Below are 25,116 nucleotides of genomic sequence, written 5' to 3'. Positions count from 1 at the left end.
TTGCCGGGCTGGGCGTCGCACCGTGCATAAACTGAAGTCAATTCATATTGCGAGCGTGCCGCCTGCCCGTCACCGGCTCGTGCTCTTACCGGGAAATTCGGGGCTGTCGATCTCGGGCCTCAGCGGTGATCATTCGGCGAGGTCGCCGCATCACGTTGTGTGCGCCGTGGGCTGTTCGGCGGCGGATCCGGTGATGATCGCTCGTGCCGCGGCGTGCCCCTCGGCGATGGCGTGCGCGACGCGGCGTGGGACGAGCGCGTCGCCGATCACTTGGATTCGGGCGTGCCGAGCGCGTCGCTCGAACGGACGCCACTCACTGGCCACGCGCTGGCCCACCACGATCGCATGATCGCCGTGTAAGCGAGATTCGCGGCCGGACAACAGATGTCGATAGCTGACGACCGTTTTCGCGCCGTCGCGACGCACGTCGGTGAGGGCAGCTTCGACGATGAACTCCACCGGTGCGCCCGCCAAGCGACGTAGCAACTGCGCCCGACTCTCGTCGGGAATCGTTGGCGCGAACGACGGCCCGGGGATCAGAACGGTGACGTCGGCGCCGACCGCCAACGCCGACTCGATCGCGCCGACCGTGGTCCAGTAGCCGAACCCGTCGTCGACAACGATTACCCGATTTCCCGGCCAGACCCGGTGGCGGTCGAGAATAGCCGAGGACGAGGACGAGGACCCGGCCGTGACGGTTTCCTTCGCCCCGGTCGCGATGATCGCCTCGTCGAAGTCGTCGAGCTGTTCGGGTGTCACCCGTTGGCCGAGTCGGAGTGTCACGCCATCGAGGTTGTCTTCGTAGAAGCGGAGCAGTCGGGACCATCCCGCCCGGTGTGGGGCTTGCGCGGCCAGTCGCAGCTGCCCGCCGATGTGCGGGCTCGCCTCGAAGAGGGTGGTGTCGTGGCTGTGCGCGAGGCGTAGTGCGGATTCCAGCCCTGCCGGTCCCGCGCCGACGATGGCGACGCGGCGGGTGCGCACCGTTTTTGGGCCGAACCGCAGCGGGGCCGCCGGGCGTGCGTCGGTGCCCGGCGGCCCCAAGGTCGGATCGACCGAGCACAGCAACGTCGGGGTGAAGGTGCGACAGTCTTCATTGCACGAGACGCAGGGCCGAATCGCGTGGTCGTCGCCACGGATCATCTTGTCGGCGAACATCGGGTCGGCGATGAACGGACGGGCCATGCCGACGAGGTCGGCGCCCGCGCGCAACGCGGCCTCGATCTGGCGTCGGGTGCGGATCGCCTGTGCGACCAGGAGAGGCTTGGTCGTCGCGGCGCGCAGGCGTGGGATGTGTGGCGCCAGCGGTGGCGCCGTAGTGGCCATATCGCGGACGTAGGTGGTGCGCACGCCCGCCGTCACGCTGACGTAATCGAACATTTCCAGCGTCGACAGCACCGCGCACAGCCCGTCGATGTCCAGCCCGGCTTCTTCGGCGCCGTCGAGCGAGACGCGCACGCCGACAACCAGATCCGCGCAGGCCGAGGTGATCGCGCTGTGCAGCCGGTGCAGGATACGGCCACGGCCGTCGAGGGTGTTCGCGTCGGCGCGGATGTTCGAGGCGGGGGACAGGAACTGCGCCAGCAGGTAGCCGTGCGCGGCATGTAGTTCGACCGCGGGAAAGCCTGCCGCACGCGCGTGTTCGGCACTGACGACGAAATCCCGCACGACTCGGTCGATATCGTCTTCGGTCATGGTTCTCGCCGCGACCGGCTCTCGTGGTGAGCGTAGGGCGGACGGGGCGATCGGGTGCCCCCAGATCTGCGCTCCCAGTGTTTCGCGCCCAAGGTGTACCAGCTGACATACCGGCACCGCGCCCTCGCCAGCGACGGCCGCGGCGCGACGGCGCAGACCCGGGACGGCGTCGGGCCGCCACGCCTCTGTGGTGTTGCCGATTCGATTCGCCGACTCCGGGCTCACCACGGTCCCGCCCGCGATCACCATCGCGGCGCCGCCGCTCGCGCATCGTCTCCAGTAGGCATCGTCACCCGGCTGGGGTAGGCCGCCCGCGACCGCCCCGGACCCGTGTGCGGTCGCGACGAGGCGATTGCGCAGGTGCAACGGTCCGATCTGCATCGGTGCCGACATCGGCGAAGCGGTCACGAACTCTCCCTTGAACTGGATTCACTTCATATTATTGCCACAGAGTGATTGACACCACAATGGTTTCTCGCCTACGTTTCAAACTGACATCAGTTCAGTTACGCGGACTTCGGTGATCCTCGAGAAGGAAGTCGCATCATGAAATCGCTGTTCAAGGTTGTGGCCGCAGGTGCGGTCGCGGCCGTCGTGTCTGGGCTGACCGCGTGTGGCGGGGCGCCGGGGACGACGAAACCAGTGTCCGGCGTCTGGTCGGAGGTGGTCTCCGCCGCGGAGAACGAGGGCAGGGTCCTGCTCTACTCCAGCCAGAAACCAGCCAATCTCGAAGTACTGGAACGGGCGTTCGAGGCGAAGTACCCACGCATCGACCTCGAGTTCATCCGGGGAACCGACTCCGACATCAACCCCCGCGTGGAGACCGAGCACAAGACCGGCAGAGGCACGGCGGACGTGCACATGCTGACCGACGCGACATGGGTGGACAACGCCGCACAGTCTGGTGTCTACTCCACCGACCTGATCGGCCCGAACCTGCGCGCCCCCGAGTATCAGCCCGACACCAGCGTGATCGCGAATCGGTTCGCGCTCGGCAGCGCCGCCGTCTTCGCGCTCGGTTGGAACACCTCCGCCGTTCCGCAGGGGCTGCGTACGCCACGCGACCTGCTCGATTCGAAATATCGGGGCAAGATCGGCATCGTCAACCCGACGGGGATCGCCTCCTACGTCGACATGTACCGGTACTACGCCGAAACTTACGGCCAGGACTACTGGGAGCGAATCGCCGAGTTGAAGCCCAGGGTGTATCCGAGCGCGCTCGGTATTGCCCAGGCGCTGACCTCCGGCGAGATCGCGGTTACCCCTTCGGTGCAACCCTTGGTCACCGAAGTCGCCGCGGGCGCACCGGTGAACTGGGCGTTGCCGGAGTCGCCATGGGGCACACCCTGGTACAGCCACGTACTGAGCGTGGCGCCGCATCCGAACGCCGCGCAGGTGCTGGTCGATTTCATGGCCACCCGTGAGGGGCAGACTGCGCTCAACTCCGGCTATGCCGCAGCGCTGCCGAATATTCCCGGCGCGGTCGTGCGGGCCCAGCAGATTGCTTCCCCGGACACCAAGGACCTGTCGCCGGAAAAGGTGTCGCAGTACTCCCAAGAGTGGTCCAAGCGTTTCCAGAACTGAGCGCGGACCATCCGACCACCTCACCGACGAAGGGCAGCAATGGATGAGATAGCTGAGCCGCTACGCGGTGTCAACGCGCTGGTGACAGGGGCGTCGGGCGGGATCGGCGGCGCGACGGCGGAACTGCTCGTCGACCGGGGCGCGACCGTCTACCTCACCGATGTGGACGACGACGCCGGGCGTGCGCGTGCGGCGCGCCTCGGTCCTGGCGCGCACTACCGGCGGCTCGATGTCACCGCCGAGTCCGATTGGGCAGCAGTCGTTTCCGAGATGCGATGGGCGGGACATCCGCCGAATGTTCTGGTCAACAGTGCGGGCACGGCCATGAAGGCAGCACTGGAGAACACCACGCTGGAACAGTTCCGCACGATGATCGACCAGCATCTGGTCGGCACCTTCCTGGCATTGCGCACTGCCGCGACGGCCATGCGCGAGGGTGGGGCTGTCGTGACCGTGTCCTCACTGCGCGGCGTGCTGGCCACGGCCGAGTTGGGTGCCTACGGCGCCGCCAAGTTCGGCGTCCGCGCGCTGACCAAGGTGGCGGCGCTGGAACTGGCCCAACGCGGAATCCGAGTCAATTCGGTATGCCCAGGCAGCGTCGCCACCGAGATCACCGCGAGTGCGGGTTTCGCGAACGACGACATCGACGCCTATGTACGCAGTATTCCGATGCGACGACGCGGCACACCCGCCGAGGTGGCCGGAGTGATCGCGTTCCTGGCCTGCGCGGACAGCGCATACATGACCGGCGCCGACCTGCTCGTCGACGGCGGTATCTCCGCAGGCGTACACACCCCGAAAAAACAGACACAGAAGGCATGAAATGACGTCGCCATTCACAGTCGCCGGTCTCACCAAGACCTACGGATCGAACGTCGTCGTCGATCAACTCGATCTCGAGATCGAGGAGGGCGAATTCCTCGTCCTGCTCGGTCCCAGCGGATGCGGGAAGACGACGACGCTGCGCTGCCTCGCCGGCCTGGAAACACCGCAGGGCGGGTCGATCGCGTTCAAGGACCACCTCGTCTTCGACGGTCGAACCCGGCGAAACGTGCCCCCGCACAAGCGAAATATCGGCATGGTCTTCCAGTCCTACGCGCTCTGGCCGCACATGACCGTTCGCGACAACATCCGGTATCCGCTGAAGGTGCGCAAGCGCAAGCAGGCGATCGCCGAGGGGGCGGTCGAAGCCGCGGCCGAGACGGTCGACTGTGGTGCGCTGCTCGATCGCTATCCCGCGCAACTCAGCGGCGGTCAGCAGCAGCGCGTCGCGGTGGCCCGCGGCCTGGTCGCACAGCCGGATCTGGTGCTGTTCGACGAACCGTTGAGCAATCTCGACGCGCGACTGCGCGACCAGGTCCGCCTGCAAATCCATCAGCTGCATCAGCGACTGGGCTTCACCGCCGTGTTCGTGACCCACGATCAAGCCGAAGCGCTCGCGCTCGGTGATCGCCTGGCGATCATGAAGTCCGGCAAGATCGAGCAGTACGACGTGCCCGAGCAGGTTTTCGAGAACCCAATCTCGGAGTACGTCGCCGCGTTCATCGGCATGGGTAACCGACTCGAATTGCACCGTGGCCACGACGGCTGGAGCACGTCGGCGGGTGACGCTCTCGATCTGACGCACGCGGTGGTGCGAGATGCGGCCGACCGCACGACGTCGGCGGTTGCTCGGCTCCGACCCGACGACGTGTCGTTGCACCGCTCGATCGAGGAGGTGCCGTCCGGCAATGTCGCACTGCACGCCGAACTGATCACCTACGAGTACGGTGGCCGCCATTTCGATGTGACGGTCAAGACCGGCACCGAACAATTGGCCCTGCGCGCTGACGCGGCCGAACACGGTTCGGCCCTGCGCGCCAGCGCGTCCGGCGCCGAAGTGGTCGTTAGTTTCTCGCCCGCGAGCCTTCGGGTATTCGCCGCGGACGGCGCTGCGCACGCGCAGGAGCCGACGGCACCGCCTGCCACGGTAGGAGGACACGCCTGATGGCGACGATGAGCAGCACCTCCGCCCGCTCCTTCGCGATCCCGACGCAGTGGCGAAGCAGGATCGGATATCTCGCGCTGCTCGCGGTGCTGGCCTATCTTGTCGTGTTGCCGATGATCCAGTTGCAGTCGCTGGCATTCGCGGACGGCGCACGCGGTTATCGCAGCCAGTACACCCGCTACGACATCGCCGAGACCATCCGGACCACGATCGCGCTCGCCCTCGGGTCGCTGGTGATCGCGATGGTGCTCGGCACACTGTTGGCCTTCGCCGCGAGTCGACTTCCGCCTCGGCTGTCGTTCCTGCGCATCGTCCCGATCCTGCCGATCGTGATGCCCGCGGTCGCCAATATCGTCGGGTGGGCGTTTCTGCTGTCGCCAGGCCCCGGCTACCTCAATGTGCTGTTGCGGGAATTGCCTTGGTGGAGTAGCTCAGACACCGGTCCGATCGACGTGTACACGGTGCCGTGGATCATCATCCTCACCGGCTTCGGTTTGACGTCGTTCGTCTATCTGTTCGTCAGCGCGGGCATGCAGAACATCAATGCCGAACATCTCGAGGCGGCCCAGATCAGCGGGTCCTCGACGGTCGGTGTGTTCTTTCGGGTCGTGCTTCCGCTGCTGCGTCCTTCGTTGATCTACGGCGGTGGTATCGCGCTGTTGCTGGGGTTGGGGCAGTTCACCGGACCGTTGTTGCTCGGGCAGAACAACGGCGTGAAGGTGCTCACCACCGAGATCTATCGCCGGGTGTCGGAGTCGCCGTCGGATTTCGCCGCGGCCGCCGCAGCGGGTTCACCCCTTGTGCTGTTCGGCCTCGCCCTCGTGCTGGTACAGAAAGTCTTGCTGGGCAACCAGACTCGGTTCGTCACGCATGGCGGGAAGGCGTTCGCGGCGACTACGCGCCGCTCGACCTGGGCCGCGGCCACGCTCGTGATCTACGCGTTGTTCGCGCTGGTCATTCCGCTGGTCGGGCTGGTCATCGTGTCGTTGACGCCGTACTGGTCGGGGTCGTTGTCGCTGGATCTGCTGACGTTGGACAACTTCCGCACTCTCGCCTCGACCGCCTCGATTGTGGAATCGGTGCTGACCAGCGTGTCCACCTCGCTCATCGCGGTGGCGATCTGCGTGCCCATCGGATATGTGATGGCGACATTGCTGGTGCGCGGCAGGCGCTTCCGAGTACTCGCCCTGATCGCGGACTTCATCACCGCACTGCCTCTCGGCATCCCCGCGGTGATCTTCGGTGTCGGGTTCCTGCTCACTTACACCGAGCCGCCGTTGATCCTGTATGGCACCCGAACCGTGATCGTCCTCGTCTACATCGTGCTGATGCTGCCGTTCGCGACCAGGATGCAGATGACCGCGCTGCTCTCGTTGGGCAACACCTACACCGAGGCGTCGGCCACCAGCGGCGCGGGGCCACTGGTGACGAACCTGCGCATCATGCTTCCGCTGATGCGTCCGACCATTCTCAGTGCTGTCGCGCTGATGTTCATTCTGCTGACCCACGAGTTCGCCGCGTCGCTGCTGGTGCGCGCCTCGACCACGCAGGTGATGGGCACGTTGCTGTTTGATCTGTGGCAGAACGGGTCCTATCCGCTGGTCGCCGCGATGGCCCTGCTGATGACGGCGGTGACGACGGTGGGCGTCTCGGCGGCGATGCTCGTTGGCGGTCGAAATGTGTTGAGCAATCTGTGATTCGGATCGATGTTCAGAGAGGACGGCGCAGGTGGCGACGATGACAGGCGGTGCGGGGAGACTGCGCGGGAAGGTGGTGTTGCTGACCGGCTCGACCGGTGGCATCGGCGTGGAGATCGCGCGTCGTCTGGCCGAGGAGGATGCCTCGCTCGTGCTGACGGATGTGGATCGTGACGCCTGTGCGCGGCTGGCCGCCGAGCTTCCGCATCTCGAACGCCACCAGCCCTTGGCCTTGGACATCAGTGTCGAGCAGCAGTGGCGGGACGTGATCGATGGTGTCGCCGAACGCTTCTCGGGTCTGGACGCACTGGTGAACAACGGCGCGATCGGCAGTGCCGCCACGGTCGTCGACGAGGATCTCGACCGGTACAACCGGGTGATCAAGGTGAGTCAGACCGGGACCTGGCTGGGCATGAAACACGCCGGTGCGCTCATCGAGCGCAGCGGCGGCGGGTCTGTGGTCAATATCTGTTCGATCCTGGGCACGGTCGGCGGACTCGGCAACAGTCTCGCCTACGCCGCGGCGAAGGGCGCGGTGCGGACCATGACCAAGAACGCTGCCTTGCACTGGGCGAGGGCGGGAGTCCGGGTCAACTCGATCCATCCGGGTTTCATCGAGACCAGCCAACTGCTCGCCCGGTACGAGGGCAGCGAGCGGCACCGGGCGATGCTCGCGAATACCCCGATGGGGCGGCTCGGCCGCGCCGAGGAGGTGGCCGCGGCGGTCGCCTTCCTGGCCGGTGACGATTCGACTTTCATCACCGGATCCGAACTGTACGTGGACGGTGGGTGGACCTGCGCTTGAGCGGGTTTCGCAGCGGACGGTGTGGCAGTGTTCAGCACACAGTGAACACTGCCACACCATCATTGTCGTTGGCCACCAAGCTATTTCGAGCGACTAGGACATCGAGATGCGCCATTGTCTCGCAGGTCGCGACCATTTGGTTGAAAGTGTCGAGCGTGTCGAACCTGCGCTCGCGTCGGGTCCAGCCAAGTGCCCGCGCGATCGTCAGACCGGTGCAGGGTGCCGCTTCGCATACCGCCGCCATGATCTGGTCGAACCGTTGGTCGTGGTGGGTCAGCAGCGCGCGTGCGCGATCGCCGACACTTCCGCCCGGCGCGCCGTGGGCGGGCAGCATGGTCTGATCGTCGTTGTCGGCGAGCAGGGTCAGTGAATGCAGGAAGTTCCCCAACGGCAGCTCCCACTCGCCGAGTTCGAACCCGATCGAGGGGGTGATCGTCGGCAGCAGGTGGTCGCCGGTGAAGATCATTTTTCGGTCGCGATCACGAAAAACCAGGTGGCCCTTGGTGTGTCCCGGTGTGGCCAGCGCATCCAGCTGACAGCCCGCGAGCGGGACGGGGCCGGGACGCATCCAGTTGTCGGGCCGGTCCCAATCCTGCGCATGGAAGGGTTCGGTCCCCGCCTCGGTGCGGGCGCGGGCGGCGAGGTCGTCGGCGCCCGCGCGGCGCAATTCCCGCAGGGAGCTTTCGGGCACGTTGCTGCCGAGTGCGCGGATCGCGTCGATACCCGGTGATTCGTCGACGCCCAGGTGCACACGGCAGCCGTGTCTACGCCGCAGCTCGACCGCGAAGGTGTAGTGATCGCGATGAATGTGGGTGACGAATATGTCGTGAATATCGCTGGGGGAGCGGCCTATTCGGGCTAGACCCGCAGTGAGCTCGGCATAGGTTCCCGGTTGGTGCCAGCCGCCGTCGATGAGCGCGAGGCCGTCGTCGGTTTCCAGGGCGTAGACATTGACCGCGCGAAGCCCGTCCTGTGGTAGCTGGAGCGGGATGCGAAATATGTTGTCGGCCACCGGATAGCAGCCGGGCTCGGCCCAGCTGGCGCTCATGCCGTCGCGTCGGCGAGCGGTACCATGGTGCGTTCGTCGCCGTACCAGATCATCCGTCGTCCGCGCATCGCCCCGACGTGTCGCACGGCGGCTTTCCACTCCGGGCTGGCCAGTGCGGTGTCGAGTGCTTCTCGCGACGCGAAGCTCAGGATCGACATCCCGTCCCAGCCCTCGGATCTCTCGTCGGGCGTCTCGAGCAGCTCGGTGTGCTGCCAGCGCAGGAGCCCCGGCAGGGGATAGGTCACTTCGGCGTGCTCGCCGCGCCACCACTCGATGAACTGATCGTGCGACCAATCGCTGGGGCGGGCCGCCAGAACGATGAGGTTGTACACCGCATCTCCTAACTGAATTCTGTTCGGTTTTGGAAAGTATGCGAAACCCTGTGTCGGGGTCTCGTGGAGATCTACTCGCGCACGACTCGAATCGCCGCGTCACTGACCGTTTCGGTGATCGCCGAGAGGCTCAGATCGCCGTCGGGGCGGTACCACCGCCACACGCTGATGATCATGCCGAGTACCAGCCGTCCGAGCATGCGCGGATCGCGGTCGGAGTCGAAGTCGGAGTCGATATTCCTGGCTACGAGCCCGGTCCAGTGCTGCTCGATCTCCTGCACGAGTTCCCGTGATCGGAGCCGCTCGGCCTCCTCCTTCTCGGATTGGCGCGGGGCGGCAAGGAGGTCCATGTGGTTTTGCAGAATTCGACGTTGCAGAGCGTCGGTCGGGGTCGCGTCCAAGGCGGCGGCGACCGCGGCGCGCAGGGCACGCTCTGCGTCGTCCTCCTTCTCGGTGGCCGCCACGAATCGTTCGACCGAGTCGGCCAATTCGAGCCGCATGATAGTGAGCAGACAGTGGGCTTTCGACTCGAAATAATGGTAGAGCGCGGTCTGGCCGATGCCGACCTCGTCGGCGATCGAGGCCCACTTGGTGTGTTCGTAACCGATTCGCCCGAATTTCTCGATGGCTGCGGTGAGAATGCCGCTTCGCTTCGAGCGGGGACTTTCGCGCCCCACTGCGGTATCAACGGTCATGAGTGAACGTGCCCCCAGACATCTCGCGTGTACGGATAGAGAGAGCCTAACTCACTGAGGTGAATTCGGGTCAGTTGATGCCAGGTGCGTCGCCAACCGTATCGCCTCGGGCCGCGCCAATTTACCCACCCGATTCTGCGGAAGGTCCGCCACGGTGAACACATACTCGGGCCACTTGAACTTGGGCACCCCCGCCGCCGCGAGCTGCACGGTCACTTGCTCCAATGCCAACTCGGCACCACCGGTGACCACCAGTGCGGCCGCCCGCTCGCCCAACAGGTCGTCGGGCACCGGGACCACGCAGACCTGCACGATGCCAGGCAGGCTCGCGATCGCCGTCTCCATCTCGTTGATATCGATATTGCGCCCGCCACGGATGACGATCTGTTTCTGTCGACCCATCACGCGGATGGACCCGTCGACGGCGACCTCCACCAGGTCCCCGGTGGGCAGGAAACCATCGGAGGTGAGGTCGGGCGCCACCGGGACCCCTTCGCGCGCGTAACCGACGAACAACGAAGGCCCGCGCACCTGGGCATCGCCGACCTCGCCCGGTCCCAGGGGTTCTCCTGCGGTGTCGACCGCCCGCACCACCGTGCCGTCGAAAGGGCGCCCGTCGCGACCCAGCCTGATCGAGGAAGGATCGTCGAGCCGAGGCGTGGTGTGCCCCAAGCACTCCGACATCCCGAACACCCGCAGGAACGTCGTATCGAGCAGCTTCTCGGCGTCGGCCAACGCGCGCTCGTTCATCGGCCCACCGCCCACGGTCATCGCGCGCAGCGCCGACAGCGTGCCCTCCGCGCCGTCGACCACCGACAACTGCAACGCCATCGTCGGCACCAACATGGTCCAGGCGACTCGGTGAGTCGCCATGGCCGACAACGCCTCCGCCGGTGCCCATCTGCCGATCGATACCATGCTCGCGCCGAGATAAGCGGGCAGATACATACCGAAACAGAACGCGGCCACCGACGACAGCGGGACAAAGGCACCCACCGACTCGCCGGAGCGCAGGCCGACGGTCTCGATGGTGCGATCGCAGGCGTACCGAATGGCCTCCTCGGACTGCACAACGCATTTCGCCCGACCGGTCGATCCGGACGTCATGGCGATCGCCGTACCGCCGCGCCAGCGTTCCACCGGACCGAACGGGCGCGATCGTGCGCACACCAGATGATCGCCGAACGCGGGTTCCCGGATCGGGAACTGGTCCGCGGAGACCGCCCAGTGGTCCAGTGAATCGGGTGCGGCCAGCACGAGATCGGGGTCGATGTCCGCGACGGCGAGCTCGAACTCCGCGGCCGAGGCGTGCGGACTCAACACCGCGACGACGCCGCCACGCAGCCCGACCGCGACCGCCGCCGCCACCGTGTGCCAGGTGTTGTCGGCCTGCACCAGCACCGTGGGCGCATGCGCATCGATCGCCTCGAGGCGATCGGCCGCCCCCTGTGCCGCCGTGACGACCTCGCCGAGCGTGTGTTCGCCGAGCTCGTCGACCACCGCGATCTGTTCCGGGGCACGTTGTGCCCGGTCGAGCATTTCCTTCGCCAGTACCTTCATCGCCCGTTCTCTCGTGAGGCCACTTGTGTGTTTACCCTTGCCGTACGTGCGGGTGGCTCACCGCACCAGAGTCGGTGGAATCAGCACCGCCCGCCCGGTCAGCTCACCCTCGCGTAAGCGGTGGTAGACCTCGACGGCCTCGTCGAGCGGGTGGGTCGTCGCCGTCACCTGTACCGTTCCGCGTCGCGCGAGCTCGACCACCGTGGACAGGTCGGCGCGCGTACCCCAGAACGGGGCTTGCACCCGCCAACCCGCTGCGAGCCCGATGCTCTTGCCGACCTCCAGTCGGGCTCCGGCGCTGCCGACCAGCGTCAATCGCCCGCCCGGCGCAAGCGCCCGTACCGCCGACTCGGTGGTCTCCGGCGCGCCGACGAAGTCGAAGATCAGATCGGCGCCGTCGGCGAGATCCGTGTACGCCGAGGCGACATCGGGGAAGGCGGCGTCCGCGCCGAGTCGGAGGGCCAGTTCGCGCGCGTCCGCCCGGTTGTCGACGGCGAGAATCCGTCCCGCGCCCAGCTCGCGCAGCATCTGCACACCGAGGTGACCGAGACCGCCGATGCCGATCACCAGGCAGATCGTGCGCTCATCGAGCAGATCCAGGTGCGCGCGTACCGCGTGATAGGCGGTCGAACCGGCGTCTGCCAACGGCGCGGTCATCGCCGGGTCCGAGTCACCGGTGCGAACCAGCACACGCGCCGAGGGCACGATCATCGCCTGGGCCAGTCCGCCGTGATAGCCCAGGCCGTTGCCGATCGGCGCCAGTCGGCCGTCGGGCCGAGGACGCAGCCGCAGACAATAGTTCTCTCGCCCGCGCGCACAGTTTCGGCACTGCCCACAACTCCAGATGCCGTGTACCACAACGTTTTCGCCCAGCCATCCGCCCTCGGCGTCGGGTCCAGCCTCGATCACCGTTCCGGCCACCTCGTGTCCGAGGGTGAGCGGCAACGGGTAGTCGAACGCCGCGGCGCTGCCATCCATGACATGCAGATCGGATCGGCACAGTCCCGCAGCGGTCATCTGCAGCAGCAGTTCCGCGCCGCGTGGGCGGGGGACCGGCACCTCGCGCAGCGCCGGGGGACGGCCCCACTCGGTCAACTGGACGGCCAACATCAGCGTGCCGTCCATCCGCCGTCGACCACCATCGTGTGACCGGTCATAAACGACGACGCGTCCGAGGCCAAAAACAGTACGGCGCCGTCGATTTCGCCCGGCTCGCCGCCACGGGCGAGCATGGTGTTACGACGCACCCAGGCCGCCGATTTATCGTTGCTGAACAAACCGTCGGTCATCTCCGTATCGAACCATCCTGGGACGACGGCGTTCACGCGAATGCCGCGGCGACCCCACTGACCGGCCAATTCTCGGGTCAGGCCGAGGACACCCGCCTTGGACGCCGCGTAGCTCGCCCCGCCGATCGGTGCGGTCGAGACCAGACCGATCACCGAGGAAATATTGATGATCGAGGCGTGGCGCCCCTCGGGCAGCCGTTCGGCAGCGCGCACCGCGAGGTGGAACCCGGCCGTCAGATTCACCGCGAGCAGATCGGCGAAACCGTCGGCCGTCTCTTCCTCGGCGTGCGGCGGGCCCGGTCGCCCCGCGTTGTTGACCAGGACATCCAACCGCCCGGATTGCCCGTAGCAGCGGTCCACCAGTGCTTTGCGGTCGGCGTCGTCGGTCACATCGCACCGGACCGGGACGATCCGGGGGTGGCGCTCGGCGAGCGCGGTGAGCCGGTCGAGCCTGCGTGCCGCCGCGTACACGGTGGCCCCTGCCTCCGCGAGGACCTCGGCGAACCCGAGTCCGAGTCCGGACGAGGCCCCGGTGACGACGGCGACCCGGTCGGTCAGGCCGAACAATCGGGTCAATATGTCAGGGGCAGTGCTGTTTTCGTTCACAGTGCTCTCCGCTCAGTACACCGCGGTGCGGCCACCGTCGACCGGGATGATCGCACCGGTCGTGTAACCCGCCGCGTCGCTGGCCAGATGTGTGACGAGTCCGGCGATCTCCTCCGGCCTGCCCAGTCGTCCCGCGGGCAATCGGTCGATGATCTTGCCGACGAACTCCTCGTCCCAATGCTCGGACATATCCGTCGCGAAGCCGCCGGGCAGCACACAGTTCACCCGCACGGTCGGCGCGTACTCCTGCGCGAAGGCCATGGTCAAGGCGTTGAGCCCGTTCTTGGCCGCCGCGTACATCGCCTCGGGCGGACTCGGTCGCACGGCGCCGATGCTCGAGATATTGATGATCGAACCGCCACCACGGGCGGCCATGCGCGCACCCGCGACGGCCATCAGACGGAACGGCCCCTTGAGGTTGACCTCGATCGTCTTGTCCCACAAGCCCTCGGTCACGGACGCGAGGTCCGGTGCCGACGGCGCGATGCCCGCGTTGTTGACGACGATGTGCAGCCCGCCGAACTGGGCGATGATCCGGTCGACGGCGGGTTCGATGCTGTCCCACCGACCGACGTGCAGTTCCATCGGGTGCACGCTGCCCACCGGCGCCGCACCGAGGGCCGCCACCGCCTGTTCACAGGCGGCAAACTTGCGACTCGACACGATCACCGTGGCGCCCGCGTCGCGCAGGCCTCGGGCGATGGCCAGGCCGAGGCCGCGGCTCGCGCCGGTGACCAGCGCGACCTTTCCGGTCAGATCCGTTGTGCTCATCGGTACTTTCCCACCTCGAGTCGGGCGATCGTGCGCAGATGCACTTCGTTGGGGCCATCGGCGATCTGCAATGCCCTGGTGATGGCGTGCATCCGGGCCAAGACGGTGTCGTCGCTGACCCCGGCGGCGCCGAAGGTCTGCACCGCGCGATCGACCACGGTGTGCGCCACCTCCATCGCCGCGACCTTGATCGCGGCGACCTGGGAACGGACCGCGGCGTTGCCTTTGGTGTCCATCAGCCAGGATGACTGCAACACCAGCAGTCGGATCTGATCGATCTCGATGCGGCTGCGAGCGATCCACTCGCGCACCACCCCGCGTTCGGCGAGCGGGCCGCCGAAGGCGGTGCGTTCCAGCGCCCGCCGACACATCAATTCCATCGCCCGCTCGGCCATTCCGATGGCGCGCATCGCGTAATGCATGCGGCCTGGACCCAGCCTGCCCTGGGCGATGGCGAACCCGTCGCCTTCGGCCCCGAGCATGTTCGTCGCGGGCACCCGGACGTCGGTGAACTGCACCTCGCCGTGGCCGAGACGATCGTGGAAACCGAACATCGGCAGATCGCGCAGCACCTCGATGCCCGGGGTGTCGGCGGGTACGAGGATCATGCTCTGCTGGCGGTAGGTCTTGGCCGCCATATCGGACTTGCCCATGAAAATAATGAGCTTGCAGTCCGGGTCGAGAACTCCGGATATGTACCACTTGCGGCCGTTGAGCACGTACTCGTCACCGTCACGGTGGATGGTCGAGGTGATGTTGGTGGCGTCGGAGCTGGCCACTGCCGGTTCGGTCATCGCGAAGGCGGAGCGGATCTCACAGTCCAGCAATGGTTTCAACCACTGCCGCTGCTGCTCATCGGTGCCGTACATGGCCAGGATCTCCATGTTGCCGGTGTCGGGCGCCGAACAGTTGATGGCCTCGTTGCCGATCACCGAGCGGCCGACCACCTCGGCCAGCGGTGCGTACTCGAGGTTGGTGAGGCCCGCGCCAAGGTCGTCATGGGTCATGAACAGGTTCCACAGACCCATCTGCCGAGCCTGTGCCTGGAGCTCACGCATGATCTGCGGTTGCTCATGGGGATCGGCGTTGGCGGCGATCTGCTCGTCGTAGACCCGTTCGGCGGGATAGACGTAGTGGTCCATGAAGTATTCGAGCTTGTCGAGCAGGTCCTCCGTGCGGGCGGAGTAGGAAAAATCCACGATGTGGCTCCTGAGGCGGATGCGAACCTCAACCGGCGAGTAGCGCGGTCCCGGTTTCGATGAGGCGATGGATGGTGGCGGGCAGTTTTTCCTGATCCGGGTCCTCGTGCCTGCCCTCCCGGTGTCTGCGCAGGTTGTGACCCATGATCGCGGCCATCTTGAGCCTGCCGAGCGCGTCGAACCAGGTCAGATCGGTCAGCGCGGGACCACCCGCGCGGTAGAGATCCACCAACTCCTGCGCACTGGGCAGGCCGGGTACCTGCCTGCCGACACCAGGGAAGTTGTCTCCGTCGGCGAAGACCAGGAACCAGCCGAGTTCCACGCGCGGGTCTCCCGCGCTCCAGATCTCCCAGTCGATCAGTGCCACCGGCTCGTTTCCTACGGAGATGATGTTGCCGAGGCGGTAATCCCCGTGCACGAGCGTCGGTGTCATCGGTTCGGGGATGCGGCGCTCCAGCAATGTCAGCAGGCGTTGCCCGCCCTCGACGAGAGCCGGTGGTACAGCGCCGAGAGTGCGTGCCCAGCGGGCGAGTTCGTCGGCAGGGGTGAGCGGCGACCCGCTCTCCGGAATGTCGACCGGGTCCAGCGCGTGCAACTCGGGCAGCACCTGTGCGGCCCTGCGCATGCGCGCCGCAGCAGTGTGTGGCTGCACCTCGGGGTCGTCGAGTACCGGCTCCAAGGACTCGCCCGCCACGAATTCCATGGCGAACCAGGCGGGTTCGTCGCGGTCGACCGCGACGATGCGCGGTACCGGAACCGACGTTTTCGCCAATGTGCTGATGATGTGGGCTTGGCGCAGCATGTCGTGGCGACCGATCGGCTTACTGCCTTCAGGAACCGCCTTCACGACATACGATCCGGCGTCGGTCCTGGCGCGGTAGGTGAGGCCGGAATGGCCGCCGGGCAGCCGCTCGAACGACGTCGGCACGACGCCGAGATCGGCGCGCAATCGCGTGTCGACGCGCTGGCGCAACGTCGGGCTCATGGGCGCGGCTCCTTCGGCAGGCCGAGCACTCGCTCGGCGATGATGTTGTGCTGGATCTCGTCGGTGCCACCCGCGATCCGGTACCCCGGCGCGCCGAGCAGGTGTTGCGACCACGCGTAGGTGCCCCACTCGCCGGAATCGGATACCAGATCGCGACCGAGCAGCAGGCGGACTACCTCGGAGGTCGTGGCCATCGTGTCGGTGGCCAACAGTTTGCCGATGGAAGCTTCCGGTCCGGGATCACGACCCGCGACCACGGCTTGGGCCACGCGCATGCTGGCGATGCGCTGGACGTAGCTGCGGGTGATCAGATCGGCGACCCTGTCGCGTTCGAGGTCGGTGAGGTCACGCTCGAGATGCTGGGCGCGCGCGACCGCGCTGTCGGCGTTCGCCAGCCCTAGATTGCCGCCGTCGAGGCGTTCGGCCGCGAGCACGGTCAGCGCCACCGACCAGCCCTTGCCGACGGGGCCGAGCCGGTATTCGTCATCGAGCCGAACGTCATCGAGATAGACCTCGTTGAACGACGTTCCTCCGGTCATCTGTCGGATCGGCCGGATGGTGACGCCAGGGGCGTCCATCGGAACCAGGAACACCGTCAACCCCGCGTGTTTGGCCACCGCGGGATCGGTGCGGCAGACCGCGACACCGATCTCGGAGACCGGTGCTCCCGAGGTCCACACTTTATGGCCGTTGAGAATCCAGGTCCCGGCCGCGTCGCGGACCGCCTTGGTGCGTACCGCGGCCAGATCCGAACCCGCCTCGGTCTCGGAGAACAGCTGGCAGGCCATCACATCGGTGCGCAGCATGGCGCGCACATACCGTTCCCGCTGGGCGTCGGTACCCCATTGCTCGATCGTCGGAGCCACCAATTGCTGTGTCACCGAGAACATTTCGGTACGTTTAGGTACGTCGAAGCTTTCCTCCGCACGCTGGAAGGCGAGCAGATAGGACAGCGACAGTTCCCGACCACCGTAGGCGCGCGGCCAGGTCAACGGACCCCACCCGGCGTCGAACTTGGCGCGCTCGTACGCGCGCACCCGGTCGGTGTTCGCGCGTTCTTCCGCCGCGGTCCAGTTCTCGAACACCGCGACCGAGTCCGATCCACTGCCCCAGGGGGTTTCGGTGCGCCGTGCCGCCACGGTGGCGAGCCAGGCGACGGCCGCTTCGCTGAACTGGGTGAGGTCCTGGGGGCTGGGCGCGGTCATCTGTTTTCCTCGATCCCTACTCATCCGACCGACAGCACGGTGCAGGCGCTGATTCCCGGTGCGCCGTAGACGTGGGTGAACCCGTTCCTCGGCGTGCCGGGCACCTGCCGCGCACCCGCCGAACCGCGCAGCTGGGTCACGATCTCGTGGACCTGACGCAGCCCGGAGGCGCCGATGGGTTCACCGTTGGCGAGGCAACCGCCGTCGGTGTTGACCGGTAGTCGGCCGCCGATCTCGGTGACGCCCGCGGCGATCATCGCCTCTTGGTCACCATGTGCGCAGAACCCGCACTCGGCCATGTGCATGATCTCCGCGCCGCTCTCGGTGTCTTGCAGCTGCGCGACATCGATGTCGTCGGGGCCGATGCCCGCCTGTTCGAAGGCCGCCGCGGCGGCGTCGGCGCTCACACTCGTGGGCTCGCCGGTGCCTTGAACCGAGGGACTGAACACTTCGAAGGAACCGAATCGACGGGTGCGGTGGGTGATCGCACGCAATCGAACGGCACGGGCGCCGAGGCGGCGCACGGTGGACTCGTTCGCGACGATGATCGCGGCACCACCCTCGCCGGGCGAACAGAACATGAATCTGGTCAACGGGTCGTTGACCATCGGGGCCGTGGCGATCTGCTCGATGGTCATGGGCTCGCGCCGCCAGGCGTTGGGGTTGAGACTGCCGTTGTGATAAGCCTTTTCGGCGATCTTCGCCAAGGTCGTTGCGGAGATGCCGTGCAAGCGCATGTAGCGATTGATCTTGGCGCCGAAGAACTGGGTGGTGACCATCAGCCCGGCCTCACCGTAGCCGTCGGACAGCCCCCATTCGCCCGGCGTCGGGTCGAACGCCCCGCGCGGGTGCTTGTCGAAACCGACGGCGAGCGCGACATCGGCCGCGCCCGAGCGGACCGCGTTGACCGCCGCGAACAGTGCGCTACCGCCGGTGGCGCAGCCGTTCTTGACGTTGGTGAACGGGATTCCGGTGAAACCCAATTCGGCCACGAGGGTGTCGGCCAAGCCGGAGCTGTCGCTGCCGCCGAAGGCCACCTGGACGTCCGGCCAGGTCAGTCCGGCGTCCGCGAGTGCGGCGGCGATCGCGGTGACCGCCATCTGGCGACCGGTGACGCCGGGCTGCCTGCCGAACGCGGACAGCCCGGTGCCGATGATCGAAACACCCTGTGTCACTGCCCTGCTCCTTCCGGGCGCGACGTCGTGGTCGCGAATCGGGGTACCGGTGCGACGGCCACGAGACGAACCGTCGCCGCGTGGAGTTCATCGAAATCGGCACAGTCGAGGATCGCCTCGATCCTGATGCCTTCGGGAAGTTCGACATACCCCACCGCGAAGGGCGAAAAGCCCGCTGGGGGAGCCACATACGGCGGCGACTTGGGTGCGAACCGTTGCACGGTGTACGCCCAGACCACACCGGTGTCGCTCAGTGCGATCGGGCTCGCGGTGGGTGTGGCGCACCGCGAGCACGTCGTGCTCGCCGGATAGGCGACGGTCGCGCAGACCGAGCACCTACTGCCTTCGAGCACAGGGGGATCTGGCACACCCATGTCGACGTCCTTTCCGAATCCGTCCGGCCTCGCCGGTCTTTCTGGTCCTACGGTCGACGACTCAGCGACCGACCCATTTCGGTTCGCGCTTCTCCAGGAACGCGTTCACGCCTTCGCGCGCGTCTTCGGACTGGAGCGCGTTGCCCACGGCCAGGTGCTCCATCACCATGAGCGACTGGATATCGGCATCCAGCCCGCGGTCGATGGTCATCTTGGTGAGCTTCATCGCGAACGGGCTCTTGTCGACGATGGGGGCGATGAAATCGGCGACCAACGCGTCCAGCTTCTCGGCCGGAGCCGAGGCGTTGATCAGATCGAAGTCTTCGGCTTCCTTGCCGCTCAAGAGCTTTCCGGTGAGCATGAGCTCTTTGGTCTTGCGGATGCCGATCATGCGCGGCAGGCGGTAGATCGGGCCCGCGCCACCGAACAGCGCACGGCGGATGTGGAAGTCGCCGATCCTGGCGTCTTCGGACGCGACGGCGAAGTCGCAGGAGATCATCAACTCGAAGCCACCCGCGGTGACGTAGCCCTCCAGCACCGCCACCGACGGCGTGTTCATCGAGTAGAGGCGATCGCAGACCTTCGCCGAAAGCACCGCCACGTCCATCGCGTTGGTTTTGCCGACGTAGTTCGCGCGCAGCTCGTCGAGGTCGAAACCTGAGCAGAAGGTGTTGCCCCGGCCACGCAGGACGAGCACTTTGAGCTCGGGATCGTTGTCCACCTCGACGATGATCTCGTCGAGCCGGTGCAGCAGCTCGACCGTGACGGCGTTCTTCTTGTGCGGGCGGTTGAGCCACACACGTGCGACGTCGCCGTCCTTCTCGAGCACGATGTGGTCGGTGTCAACCATCTTGGCCTCTTTCGTCGATGCGTTCACCAGTTTCCTGAACTGGATTCAATTCAGTTGTACCGGGACGAGGTGCCCGGCGTCAATACGCGAAGACATGCCGATTTCGGCGTGCCATGAACGCGCTCACAAGCCGACGAGAGTTCCGATCCGCTGCCGGTGTGTCCGGGAATCGCCCTGGGCCGCTTCATTTCCCAGCGCCCTCCGGAAATACGAATGGACGGGGTGCTCCCAGGTGAAGCCGATGCCGCCGTGCAACTGGATGGCTTCCGCGGCCGCACGGACGGCCGAGTCGGTGCACACGGCGCCTGCTACCGCGACGGCGAGTCTCGCCGAATCAGGGTCTTCGGCGTACAACGCGGCCGCGTATCGCGAGGCGGATCGGGAACGCTCGAGCAGCACAAGGAGATCGGCCAAGCGATGTTTGACCGCTTGAAAGGAGCCGATCGCGCGGTCGAACTGGCGGCGGGTCGACACGTAGGCGACGGTGAGTTCGAGCATTATCTCGACGATTCCGGTGTTCTCGCAGGCCAGAGCCAGCGTCGCCAGATCGCGTAGGCGCGTCGCGGCGCTGTCGGTCGCGTCCGGCCCGACGAGGGCGACAGCCGGGCACTCGCGCAGTGTCACATCCGACAGGCGACGGGTCGGGTCCAGCACGGTACGTCCGGTTCGGACGCAGTCCGGACCTGGGCGCAGCGCGAATAATCGACGTCCGTCCACACTGTGCGCCGACGCGACGATCACCTCGGCACTGCCCCCGCAGGGCAGGTGGGTGACCGTACCGCTGACCGTCCATCCGCTGGCCGTGCGCTCCGCGTGCAGGTCGTCGGTGGTGGCATCGAGTGCACTGACGGTGGCCAAGAGGTCTCCGGTCAGCACGCCCGTCAGCAGGTCCTGATCGTCGGGACTGGTCAGCAGCAGCGCTTGCGTACCGAGCACCGCCGAGCTGTACACCGGTTCGCAGACCAGCGCGCGCCCGCATTCCTCGAGCACTGTCGCCAACTCGGCGACGCTGTATCCCAGGCCGCCGCGCTCCTCGGGCACCGCGAGCGTGGCCACCGACATGTCGTCGACGAGTGTCCGCCACAGCGGCATCGAGAATCCTTGTTCGGTCGCCGAATCGGCGCGCACCTGAGCTATGCCGCCGTGTTTGTCCAGGATCGCGCGCAGGGATTCACGCAGGGCCGCTTGTTCGGGACTCGGGGCCAGACCGGCGGGTTCCGAGCGCGGCCACGGCGGTTCGACCACGGTGGAGGGGGTGGGCATGACGCTCCAATCGAGTTGAGTTCAGTTCGATATTGTGAGCCTAACCGCGTGCGGTATCGACAAGAAGAGGTTTGTTGAACTAAATTCATTTCATGAGTTACGCGATCGAGGATTACTACGCCGTGGTCGACACCGGTGAGCTGCACGCGGCCATGGACCTGCTCGCCGAGCAGGTCGAGTTCGCCATGCTGCTGCCCACCGGCGTGCGCACGGGCAGTGGCCGTGCGGCGATGTACGAGTACCTGAGCGGACGCCCTCCGGTCGGGCGCAAACATGTGTTGCAGCGCATCGCCGCCGCCGGAGACGTGCAGTTCGCCCACGGTGCGGTCACCGAAAGTGGTAAGGGCACCACCGGTTACTTCGTCGCGGCCATGCACATCGACGCCGAGGGCCGCATCGATCGCTACCAGGTGTCGTTCTCCACCGAGTTCGCGTTGCTTCCGAATGAATCCACCGACCAAAGGGTGCAAGCATGACCGCCACAACCGTGCCGCCGACACTCGCGCGCTGGTTCGACTACATGGACTCCGACGATCCGGATCGGGTGCTCGGCATGATCTCTGACGACTTCGTGATGTCGGTGCAGTTCTCCCAGGGTGCTGGCCGCTGCGCAGAATTCGTCGGGGACCGCGACGGGCTGATCGGGTACCTGGCGCAGCGCGAGAAGAGCACCCTGGTGCACCACATCGACGTCGGCGCGGTAGCGGCCGAGCATGAACTGGTACTCGGACGAACCACCCGCGCGGGAGAGTTCGAAGCGTCGTTCAACGCCTCCGCCCAACTGAATGTCGATAGCAAGGTACGCCGTCTCCTCATCGCCCGCACGCCAGAAGTCGCGTTCACTCAATAATCCGCGACCTCACCTCATCAACGATCGGTATCGCGTTGCCTTAGAGCGTGTCTCATATGGATGATTCGCTAGTGTCTTGCGGCACGTCAGCTGGCACCGAGGGTGAGGAAGATGCGGAAGTGCGTGGCCTTGTGGTCGTACCGGGTGCTGAGCCGGTGATAGCCGAACAGCCAGGCGATCGATCGTTCGATCGCCTACCGGCGTTTGCCGAGTTCTGGCTGGATTCGACGCCCGTGCGGGCGATTCGCACCGCGATACCTCGATCTCGGACCCGGTCTCGCAGGTCTCTGTGGTCATATGCCTTGTCTGCGTGTCGTTTGTCACGCCACGCTCCGGCCGGGATCACCGAGGTCATGGACAGTTCGTTCCCAGGCAGCTCGTACTGGGTGAGGAAGTACGAGTTCGCGCCAAATGTCCACCAGCAGAACACCATCGATATACGTGAGAATGTCGGATGGAGAGCCTTCACGGTGCACGATCTCGTACACCCGCGCACGCTGGCGTCGATCTCGGAGATTTTAGCGGCGACCTCGGTCGGACCAGTTCAGATGCAGGGAACGTTCGATCGTTGCCAATGCCTTGTCCAGCGGAACGCGAGGAAGGGCAGCGCGGGGTCATGATCGGCTTGCCACGTGTGTACCTGTATCGGTGAACTCGATTTTGGGCACAAGCGCGAGCTCGAAACCTGCCTCGCCCACGATCCGGGCGGCAGTGACCAGCGTCGGCGACTTCTGGCCGTGTTCGTAGGTGGACATGGTGGCGGCGGGGATGTTTTCGCGGTCGATGGGACTCAGTCGTTGGTGGATGACCTCGGTCCGGTCGAGGCGTACCGGGCGGCCATGGTGCGGGCGGCCTCGTCGACCACCTGGGTGACGCGTTCGGTGCTCACCTTCCAGTCCGGTAGCAGGAGGGTCGGCCAGAAAACGTAGTTGGAGATCATGCCAAGGAATTGGGTGGCCGCGAGTTCCGGGTCCTCGATCCGCACTGTTCCCGCCTCGTGTTCGGCCATGAGGTAGCCGCGCACGGACTCGAAGTAGGGCATCTTCCCGTGCGCGAACTGCGCATGGGCCAGCTCGGGGAATCGTGGCAGCTCGGCGATGACGATCCGGAACAGGTCGGTCATCTGCGGGCGGCTCAGCAGCTCGGCGTAGCGGCGACCGATGATGCCGAGCCCGCCGATGACATTGCCCGCCGGCGGCGGATCTTTCTCGTCGGCCCTCGACCATGATTCGGTCACGATGGCGTCGAACAGGGCGGCTTTGCTCGGAAACTGCTTGAACAAGGTGGCCCGCGAAACGCCTGAGCGCTCTGCGATCCGCGCCAGTGACGTCCGGTCGTAGCCCGACTCGAGAAACAGTGCGGTCGCGGCCGTCACGATCAGCGCGCGTTTCTCCTGGGCGACGCGCTGGTGATACGTCGGCACGGCCTGACTCATGAGCCCGAGTGTACGAGGTGAGTGGCTTGACTCACCTCGTCTACCGGCTTAGCGTCGACGGGGATGGTGAGCCGACCGGCTCACCACTGTGGCCGCCGTTCATCGTCTGACGATCCCGGTCATTCACCCGGACACCCGAAGGAACATCCGATGCCCCGCTTCGACAACCAGACTGTGCTCGTGACCGGCGGAACCGGCGGGCAGGGCTCGAGCCACGTGCGCGCCTTTCACGCGGAGGGAGCCAACGTAGTGATCGGCGGCCGCGACGCGGAACGCGGTGCCGCCCTAGCTGATGAGCTCGGACCTCGCGCTCGCTTCACCCGACTCGACGTCACCGACGAGCGCTCGTGGTCCGCCGCCGTGCTGGCCGCCGAGAGTGCCTTCGGCGCACTGAACGTGCTCGTCAACAACGCGGGCGTGCAGAATCCGCCCGCGACGATCGAGAACACAGACCTTGCGACGTGGTCACGCATCCTCGACGTCAACCTCACCGGAACTTTCCTCGGCATCAAGATCGCGGCTCCCGCGCTGCGCCGCGCGACAGGGGGAACGATCGTCAACATCGCCTCGACCATGGGTATGGGCGGCACGGCCCACTACGCGCCGTACGTCGCCAGCAAGTGGGCCTTGCGCGGCCTCACTCAAACGGCGGCACTCGAACTCGGCCGCGACCACATCCGCGTGAACACCATCCACCCCGGCGTGATCGCGACCCCCTTCATCCAAGAACCGGCAGCCGGCGCCACCGTGCCCATCGCCGACTTCTACTCCCCCGAGCCGTTCGCCATCCCCCGCCTCGGTGAGCCGACCGACGTCACCCCACTCCTGCTGTTCCTCACCTCATCGGACGCGTCGTTCATCACGGGGTCGGAGTACGTCATCGACGGCGGACTCCTCCTCGGTCGCGCCCTCCAATCCGAAGCCGCATGAACACTCCGGATACGACCGGCCGGAACGACTCCGAACCGGACGCGCCCCTGTCACACCTACCCGACAGGATCCGACGCTCCATCGAGATCACTCCCACGGCGTGCACCGACGAACGAATCATCAACATCACTACGGTGGCGCGCCGCACCGGTCGCCCACGCCGTATCGAGATCTTCTTCTATCGAGCTGCAGGCGCCACCTACCTGTGCGGCGGAGCCGGCGGTGCCGCGACCGACTGGCATGCGAACCTGCTCGCCAACCCCCACTTCACGTTTCACCTCGGCAACGGGATCCGCGCAGATCTGCCCGCACTGGCCACCCCCGTCACCGACCCGACCGAACGTCATACTGTTCTGGCGGAGATCGTCGCGGATCTCAATCAGCCCCGACCCCGGCACCATCCGGCCGACCCGACTCGAAGACTGGCCGACAGTCGGCTGATGCGGATCATGACGCGATCGAGGTGAGGTCGAGATCAGGGTTCATCGTTGGATTCGGTGCGGAATTGTGCGACCCCACCATCAGATCTGCGGTCGGCGCGGCGCTGCGCGATTCCGTCGGACTGTTCCAGTGGTCGGCCGTCCACTATCGTCTTCTGGATCACCGACCGGATCTGAAAACGAGTCGGTAGCGTGATCGGCGGTATGGTCGAGACCGGGTTCCGTGCCGTCACCTTCGAGGCCTCCGACGCTGCTTCACGCTGTCGACCGTTGATTCCGCAGCACCGGAAACAACGGCGCGGTTGTCGGTGTTCATTTCTACGATGAACGCACGCAATCGCCGA

The 25,116-nt window shown here is 66.1% G+C and carries 25 protein-coding genes; 9 read left to right on the top strand and 16 right to left on the bottom strand.

The window, feature by feature from the left end; translation table 11 throughout:
* Positions 1-150: 150 nt before the first annotated feature.
* Positions 151-2,100 carry an oxidoreductase gene (locus tag ABEA50_RS15410; protein WP_425577615.1) on the bottom strand — a complete coding sequence of 650 codons (1,950 nt, stop codon included), beginning with the start codon at positions 2,098-2,100 and terminating at the stop codon, positions 151-153.
* Between the two features lie 138 nt (positions 2,101-2,238).
* Here ABEA50_RS15410 and ABEA50_RS15405 point away from each other — a divergent pair, with 138 nt between their 5' ends.
* The 5 genes from ABEA50_RS15405 to ABEA50_RS15385 are packed head-to-tail and all read left to right on the top strand — an operon-like array spanning position 2,239 to position 7,765.
* Positions 2,239-3,276, top strand: a complete 1,038-nt coding sequence (locus tag ABEA50_RS15405) for an ABC transporter substrate-binding protein (protein ID WP_345496050.1) — start codon at positions 2,239-2,241, stop codon at positions 3,274-3,276.
* Positions 3,277-3,315: 39 nt separating this feature from the next.
* Positions 3,316-4,098: an SDR family NAD(P)-dependent oxidoreductase gene (locus ABEA50_RS15400; RefSeq protein WP_345496049.1), complete on the top strand. Its 783-nt coding sequence runs from the start codon at positions 3,316-3,318 to the stop codon at positions 4,096-4,098.
* 1 nt (position 4,099) lies between these two features.
* On the top strand, positions 4,100-5,263 hold the full coding sequence (locus ABEA50_RS15395; RefSeq protein WP_345496047.1) for an ABC transporter ATP-binding protein: 1,164 nt from the start codon (positions 4,100-4,102) through the stop codon (positions 5,261-5,263).
* Complete coding sequence (locus ABEA50_RS15390) at positions 5,263-6,960, top strand: ABC transporter permease (RefSeq protein ID WP_345496046.1); 1,698 nt, start codon at positions 5,263-5,265, stop codon at positions 6,958-6,960. The genes ABEA50_RS15395 and ABEA50_RS15390 overlap by 1 nt, the downstream gene beginning before the upstream one ends.
* 40 nt (positions 6,961-7,000) lie before the next feature.
* Entirely contained in the window at positions 7,001-7,765 is a 765-nt protein-coding gene (locus ABEA50_RS15385) for an SDR family NAD(P)-dependent oxidoreductase (RefSeq protein WP_345496581.1), read from the top strand.
* Between the two features lie 31 nt (positions 7,766-7,796).
* Here the strand turns inward: ABEA50_RS15385 and ABEA50_RS15380 are convergent, their stop codons facing one another.
* From ABEA50_RS15380 to ABEA50_RS15315, 14 genes are all read right to left on the bottom strand, one after another.
* Entirely contained in the window at positions 7,797-8,813 is a 1,017-nt protein-coding gene (locus ABEA50_RS15380; protein ID WP_345496045.1) for an MBL fold metallo-hydrolase, read from the bottom strand.
* A complete protein-coding gene (locus ABEA50_RS15375; RefSeq protein ID WP_345496044.1) occupies positions 8,810-9,145 on the bottom strand; it encodes an EthD domain-containing protein in 336 nt (111 codons plus the stop codon). The genes ABEA50_RS15380 and ABEA50_RS15375 overlap by 4 nt, the downstream gene beginning before the upstream one ends.
* A 71-nt stretch (positions 9,146-9,216) precedes the next feature.
* Positions 9,217-9,840, bottom strand: coding sequence for a TetR family transcriptional regulator (locus tag ABEA50_RS15370; protein ID WP_345496043.1), 624 nt, complete (start codon positions 9,838-9,840; stop codon positions 9,217-9,219).
* A 51-nt stretch (positions 9,841-9,891) separates the two neighbouring features.
* Positions 9,892-11,400: a class I adenylate-forming enzyme family protein gene (locus ABEA50_RS15365; RefSeq protein ID WP_345496042.1), complete on the bottom strand. Its 1,509-nt coding sequence runs from the start codon at positions 11,398-11,400 to the stop codon at positions 9,892-9,894.
* A gap of 57 nt (positions 11,401-11,457) precedes the next feature.
* Positions 11,458-12,525, bottom strand: a complete 1,068-nt coding sequence (locus ABEA50_RS15360; RefSeq protein WP_345496041.1) for an NAD(P)-dependent alcohol dehydrogenase — start codon at positions 12,523-12,525, stop codon at positions 11,458-11,460.
* Complete coding sequence (locus tag ABEA50_RS15355; RefSeq protein ID WP_345496040.1) at positions 12,510-13,295, bottom strand: SDR family NAD(P)-dependent oxidoreductase; 786 nt, start codon at positions 13,293-13,295, stop codon at positions 12,510-12,512. Before ABEA50_RS15355 ends, ABEA50_RS15360 begins: the two co-directional genes overlap by 16 nt.
* A 12-nt stretch (positions 13,296-13,307) precedes the next feature.
* Complete coding sequence (locus tag ABEA50_RS15350) at positions 13,308-14,066, bottom strand: SDR family NAD(P)-dependent oxidoreductase (protein ID WP_345496039.1); 759 nt, start codon at positions 14,064-14,066, stop codon at positions 13,308-13,310.
* On the bottom strand, positions 14,063-15,265 hold the full coding sequence (locus ABEA50_RS15345; protein WP_345496038.1) for an acyl-CoA dehydrogenase family protein: 1,203 nt from the start codon (positions 15,263-15,265) through the stop codon (positions 14,063-14,065). Before ABEA50_RS15345 ends, ABEA50_RS15350 begins: the two co-directional genes overlap by 4 nt.
* Positions 15,266-15,293: 28 nt before the next feature.
* The gene (locus ABEA50_RS15340) at positions 15,294-16,250 is read right to left on the bottom strand and encodes a phosphotransferase family protein (RefSeq protein ID WP_345496037.1); all 957 of its coding nucleotides are present in this window, start codon (positions 16,248-16,250) and stop codon (positions 15,294-15,296) included.
* Entirely contained in the window at positions 16,247-17,455 is a 1,209-nt protein-coding gene (locus ABEA50_RS15335; RefSeq protein WP_345496035.1) for an acyl-CoA dehydrogenase family protein, read from the bottom strand. The genes ABEA50_RS15340 and ABEA50_RS15335 overlap by 4 nt, the downstream gene beginning before the upstream one ends.
* Positions 17,456-17,475: 20 nt before the next feature.
* A complete protein-coding gene (locus ABEA50_RS15330) occupies positions 17,476-18,630 on the bottom strand; it encodes a thiolase family protein (protein WP_345496033.1) in 1,155 nt (384 codons plus the stop codon).
* Positions 18,627-19,004 (bottom strand): Zn-ribbon domain-containing OB-fold protein, encoded by a 378-nt coding sequence (locus ABEA50_RS15325; RefSeq protein WP_345496031.1) that lies wholly within the window; start codon positions 19,002-19,004, stop codon positions 18,627-18,629. The genes ABEA50_RS15330 and ABEA50_RS15325 overlap by 4 nt, the downstream gene beginning before the upstream one ends.
* 61 nt (positions 19,005-19,065) lie before the next feature.
* Positions 19,066-19,854 carry an enoyl-CoA hydratase/isomerase family protein gene (locus ABEA50_RS15320; protein WP_345496030.1) on the bottom strand — a complete coding sequence of 263 codons (789 nt, stop codon included), beginning with the start codon at positions 19,852-19,854 and terminating at the stop codon, positions 19,066-19,068.
* 123 nt (positions 19,855-19,977) lie between these two features.
* Complete coding sequence (locus ABEA50_RS15315; protein ID WP_345496029.1) at positions 19,978-21,117, bottom strand: acyl-CoA dehydrogenase family protein; 1,140 nt, start codon at positions 21,115-21,117, stop codon at positions 19,978-19,980.
* Positions 21,118-21,209: 92 nt separating this feature from the next.
* Between ABEA50_RS15315 and ABEA50_RS15310 the strand changes: the two genes are divergently transcribed.
* Together ABEA50_RS15310 and ABEA50_RS15305 are read left to right on the top strand one after the other, a co-directional pair.
* Positions 21,210-21,593, top strand: coding sequence for a nuclear transport factor 2 family protein (locus ABEA50_RS15310; RefSeq protein ID WP_345496028.1), 384 nt, complete (start codon positions 21,210-21,212; stop codon positions 21,591-21,593).
* Positions 21,590-21,967, top strand: coding sequence for a hypothetical protein (locus ABEA50_RS15305; protein ID WP_345496027.1), 378 nt, complete (start codon positions 21,590-21,592; stop codon positions 21,965-21,967). Before ABEA50_RS15310 ends, ABEA50_RS15305 begins: the two co-directional genes overlap by 4 nt.
* A gap of 790 nt (positions 21,968-22,757) precedes the next feature.
* Here the strand turns inward: ABEA50_RS15305 and ABEA50_RS15300 are convergent.
* On the bottom strand, positions 22,758-23,402 hold the full coding sequence (locus tag ABEA50_RS15300; protein WP_345496026.1) for a TetR/AcrR family transcriptional regulator: 645 nt from the start codon (positions 23,400-23,402) through the stop codon (positions 22,758-22,760).
* 150 nt (positions 23,403-23,552) lie between these two features.
* On the opposite strand from ABEA50_RS15300, the gene ABEA50_RS15295 reads away from it, so the two are divergent.
* Entirely contained in the window at positions 23,553-24,332 is a 780-nt protein-coding gene (locus ABEA50_RS15295; RefSeq protein WP_345496025.1) for an SDR family oxidoreductase, read from the top strand.
* Positions 24,329-24,799 (top strand): nitroreductase/quinone reductase family protein, encoded by a 471-nt coding sequence (locus ABEA50_RS15290; protein WP_345496024.1) that lies wholly within the window; start codon positions 24,329-24,331, stop codon positions 24,797-24,799. Before ABEA50_RS15295 ends, ABEA50_RS15290 begins: the two co-directional genes overlap by 4 nt.
* Positions 24,800-25,116 lie beyond the last annotated feature (317 nt).

The organism is Nocardia callitridis (genome assembly GCF_039543305.1).
Lineage (GTDB): Bacteria > Actinomycetota > Actinomycetes > Mycobacteriales > Mycobacteriaceae > Nocardia > Nocardia callitridis.
The sequence above is the reverse complement of the archived record's forward strand: the minus strand, read 5'-3'. Positions and strand labels throughout refer to the sequence as shown.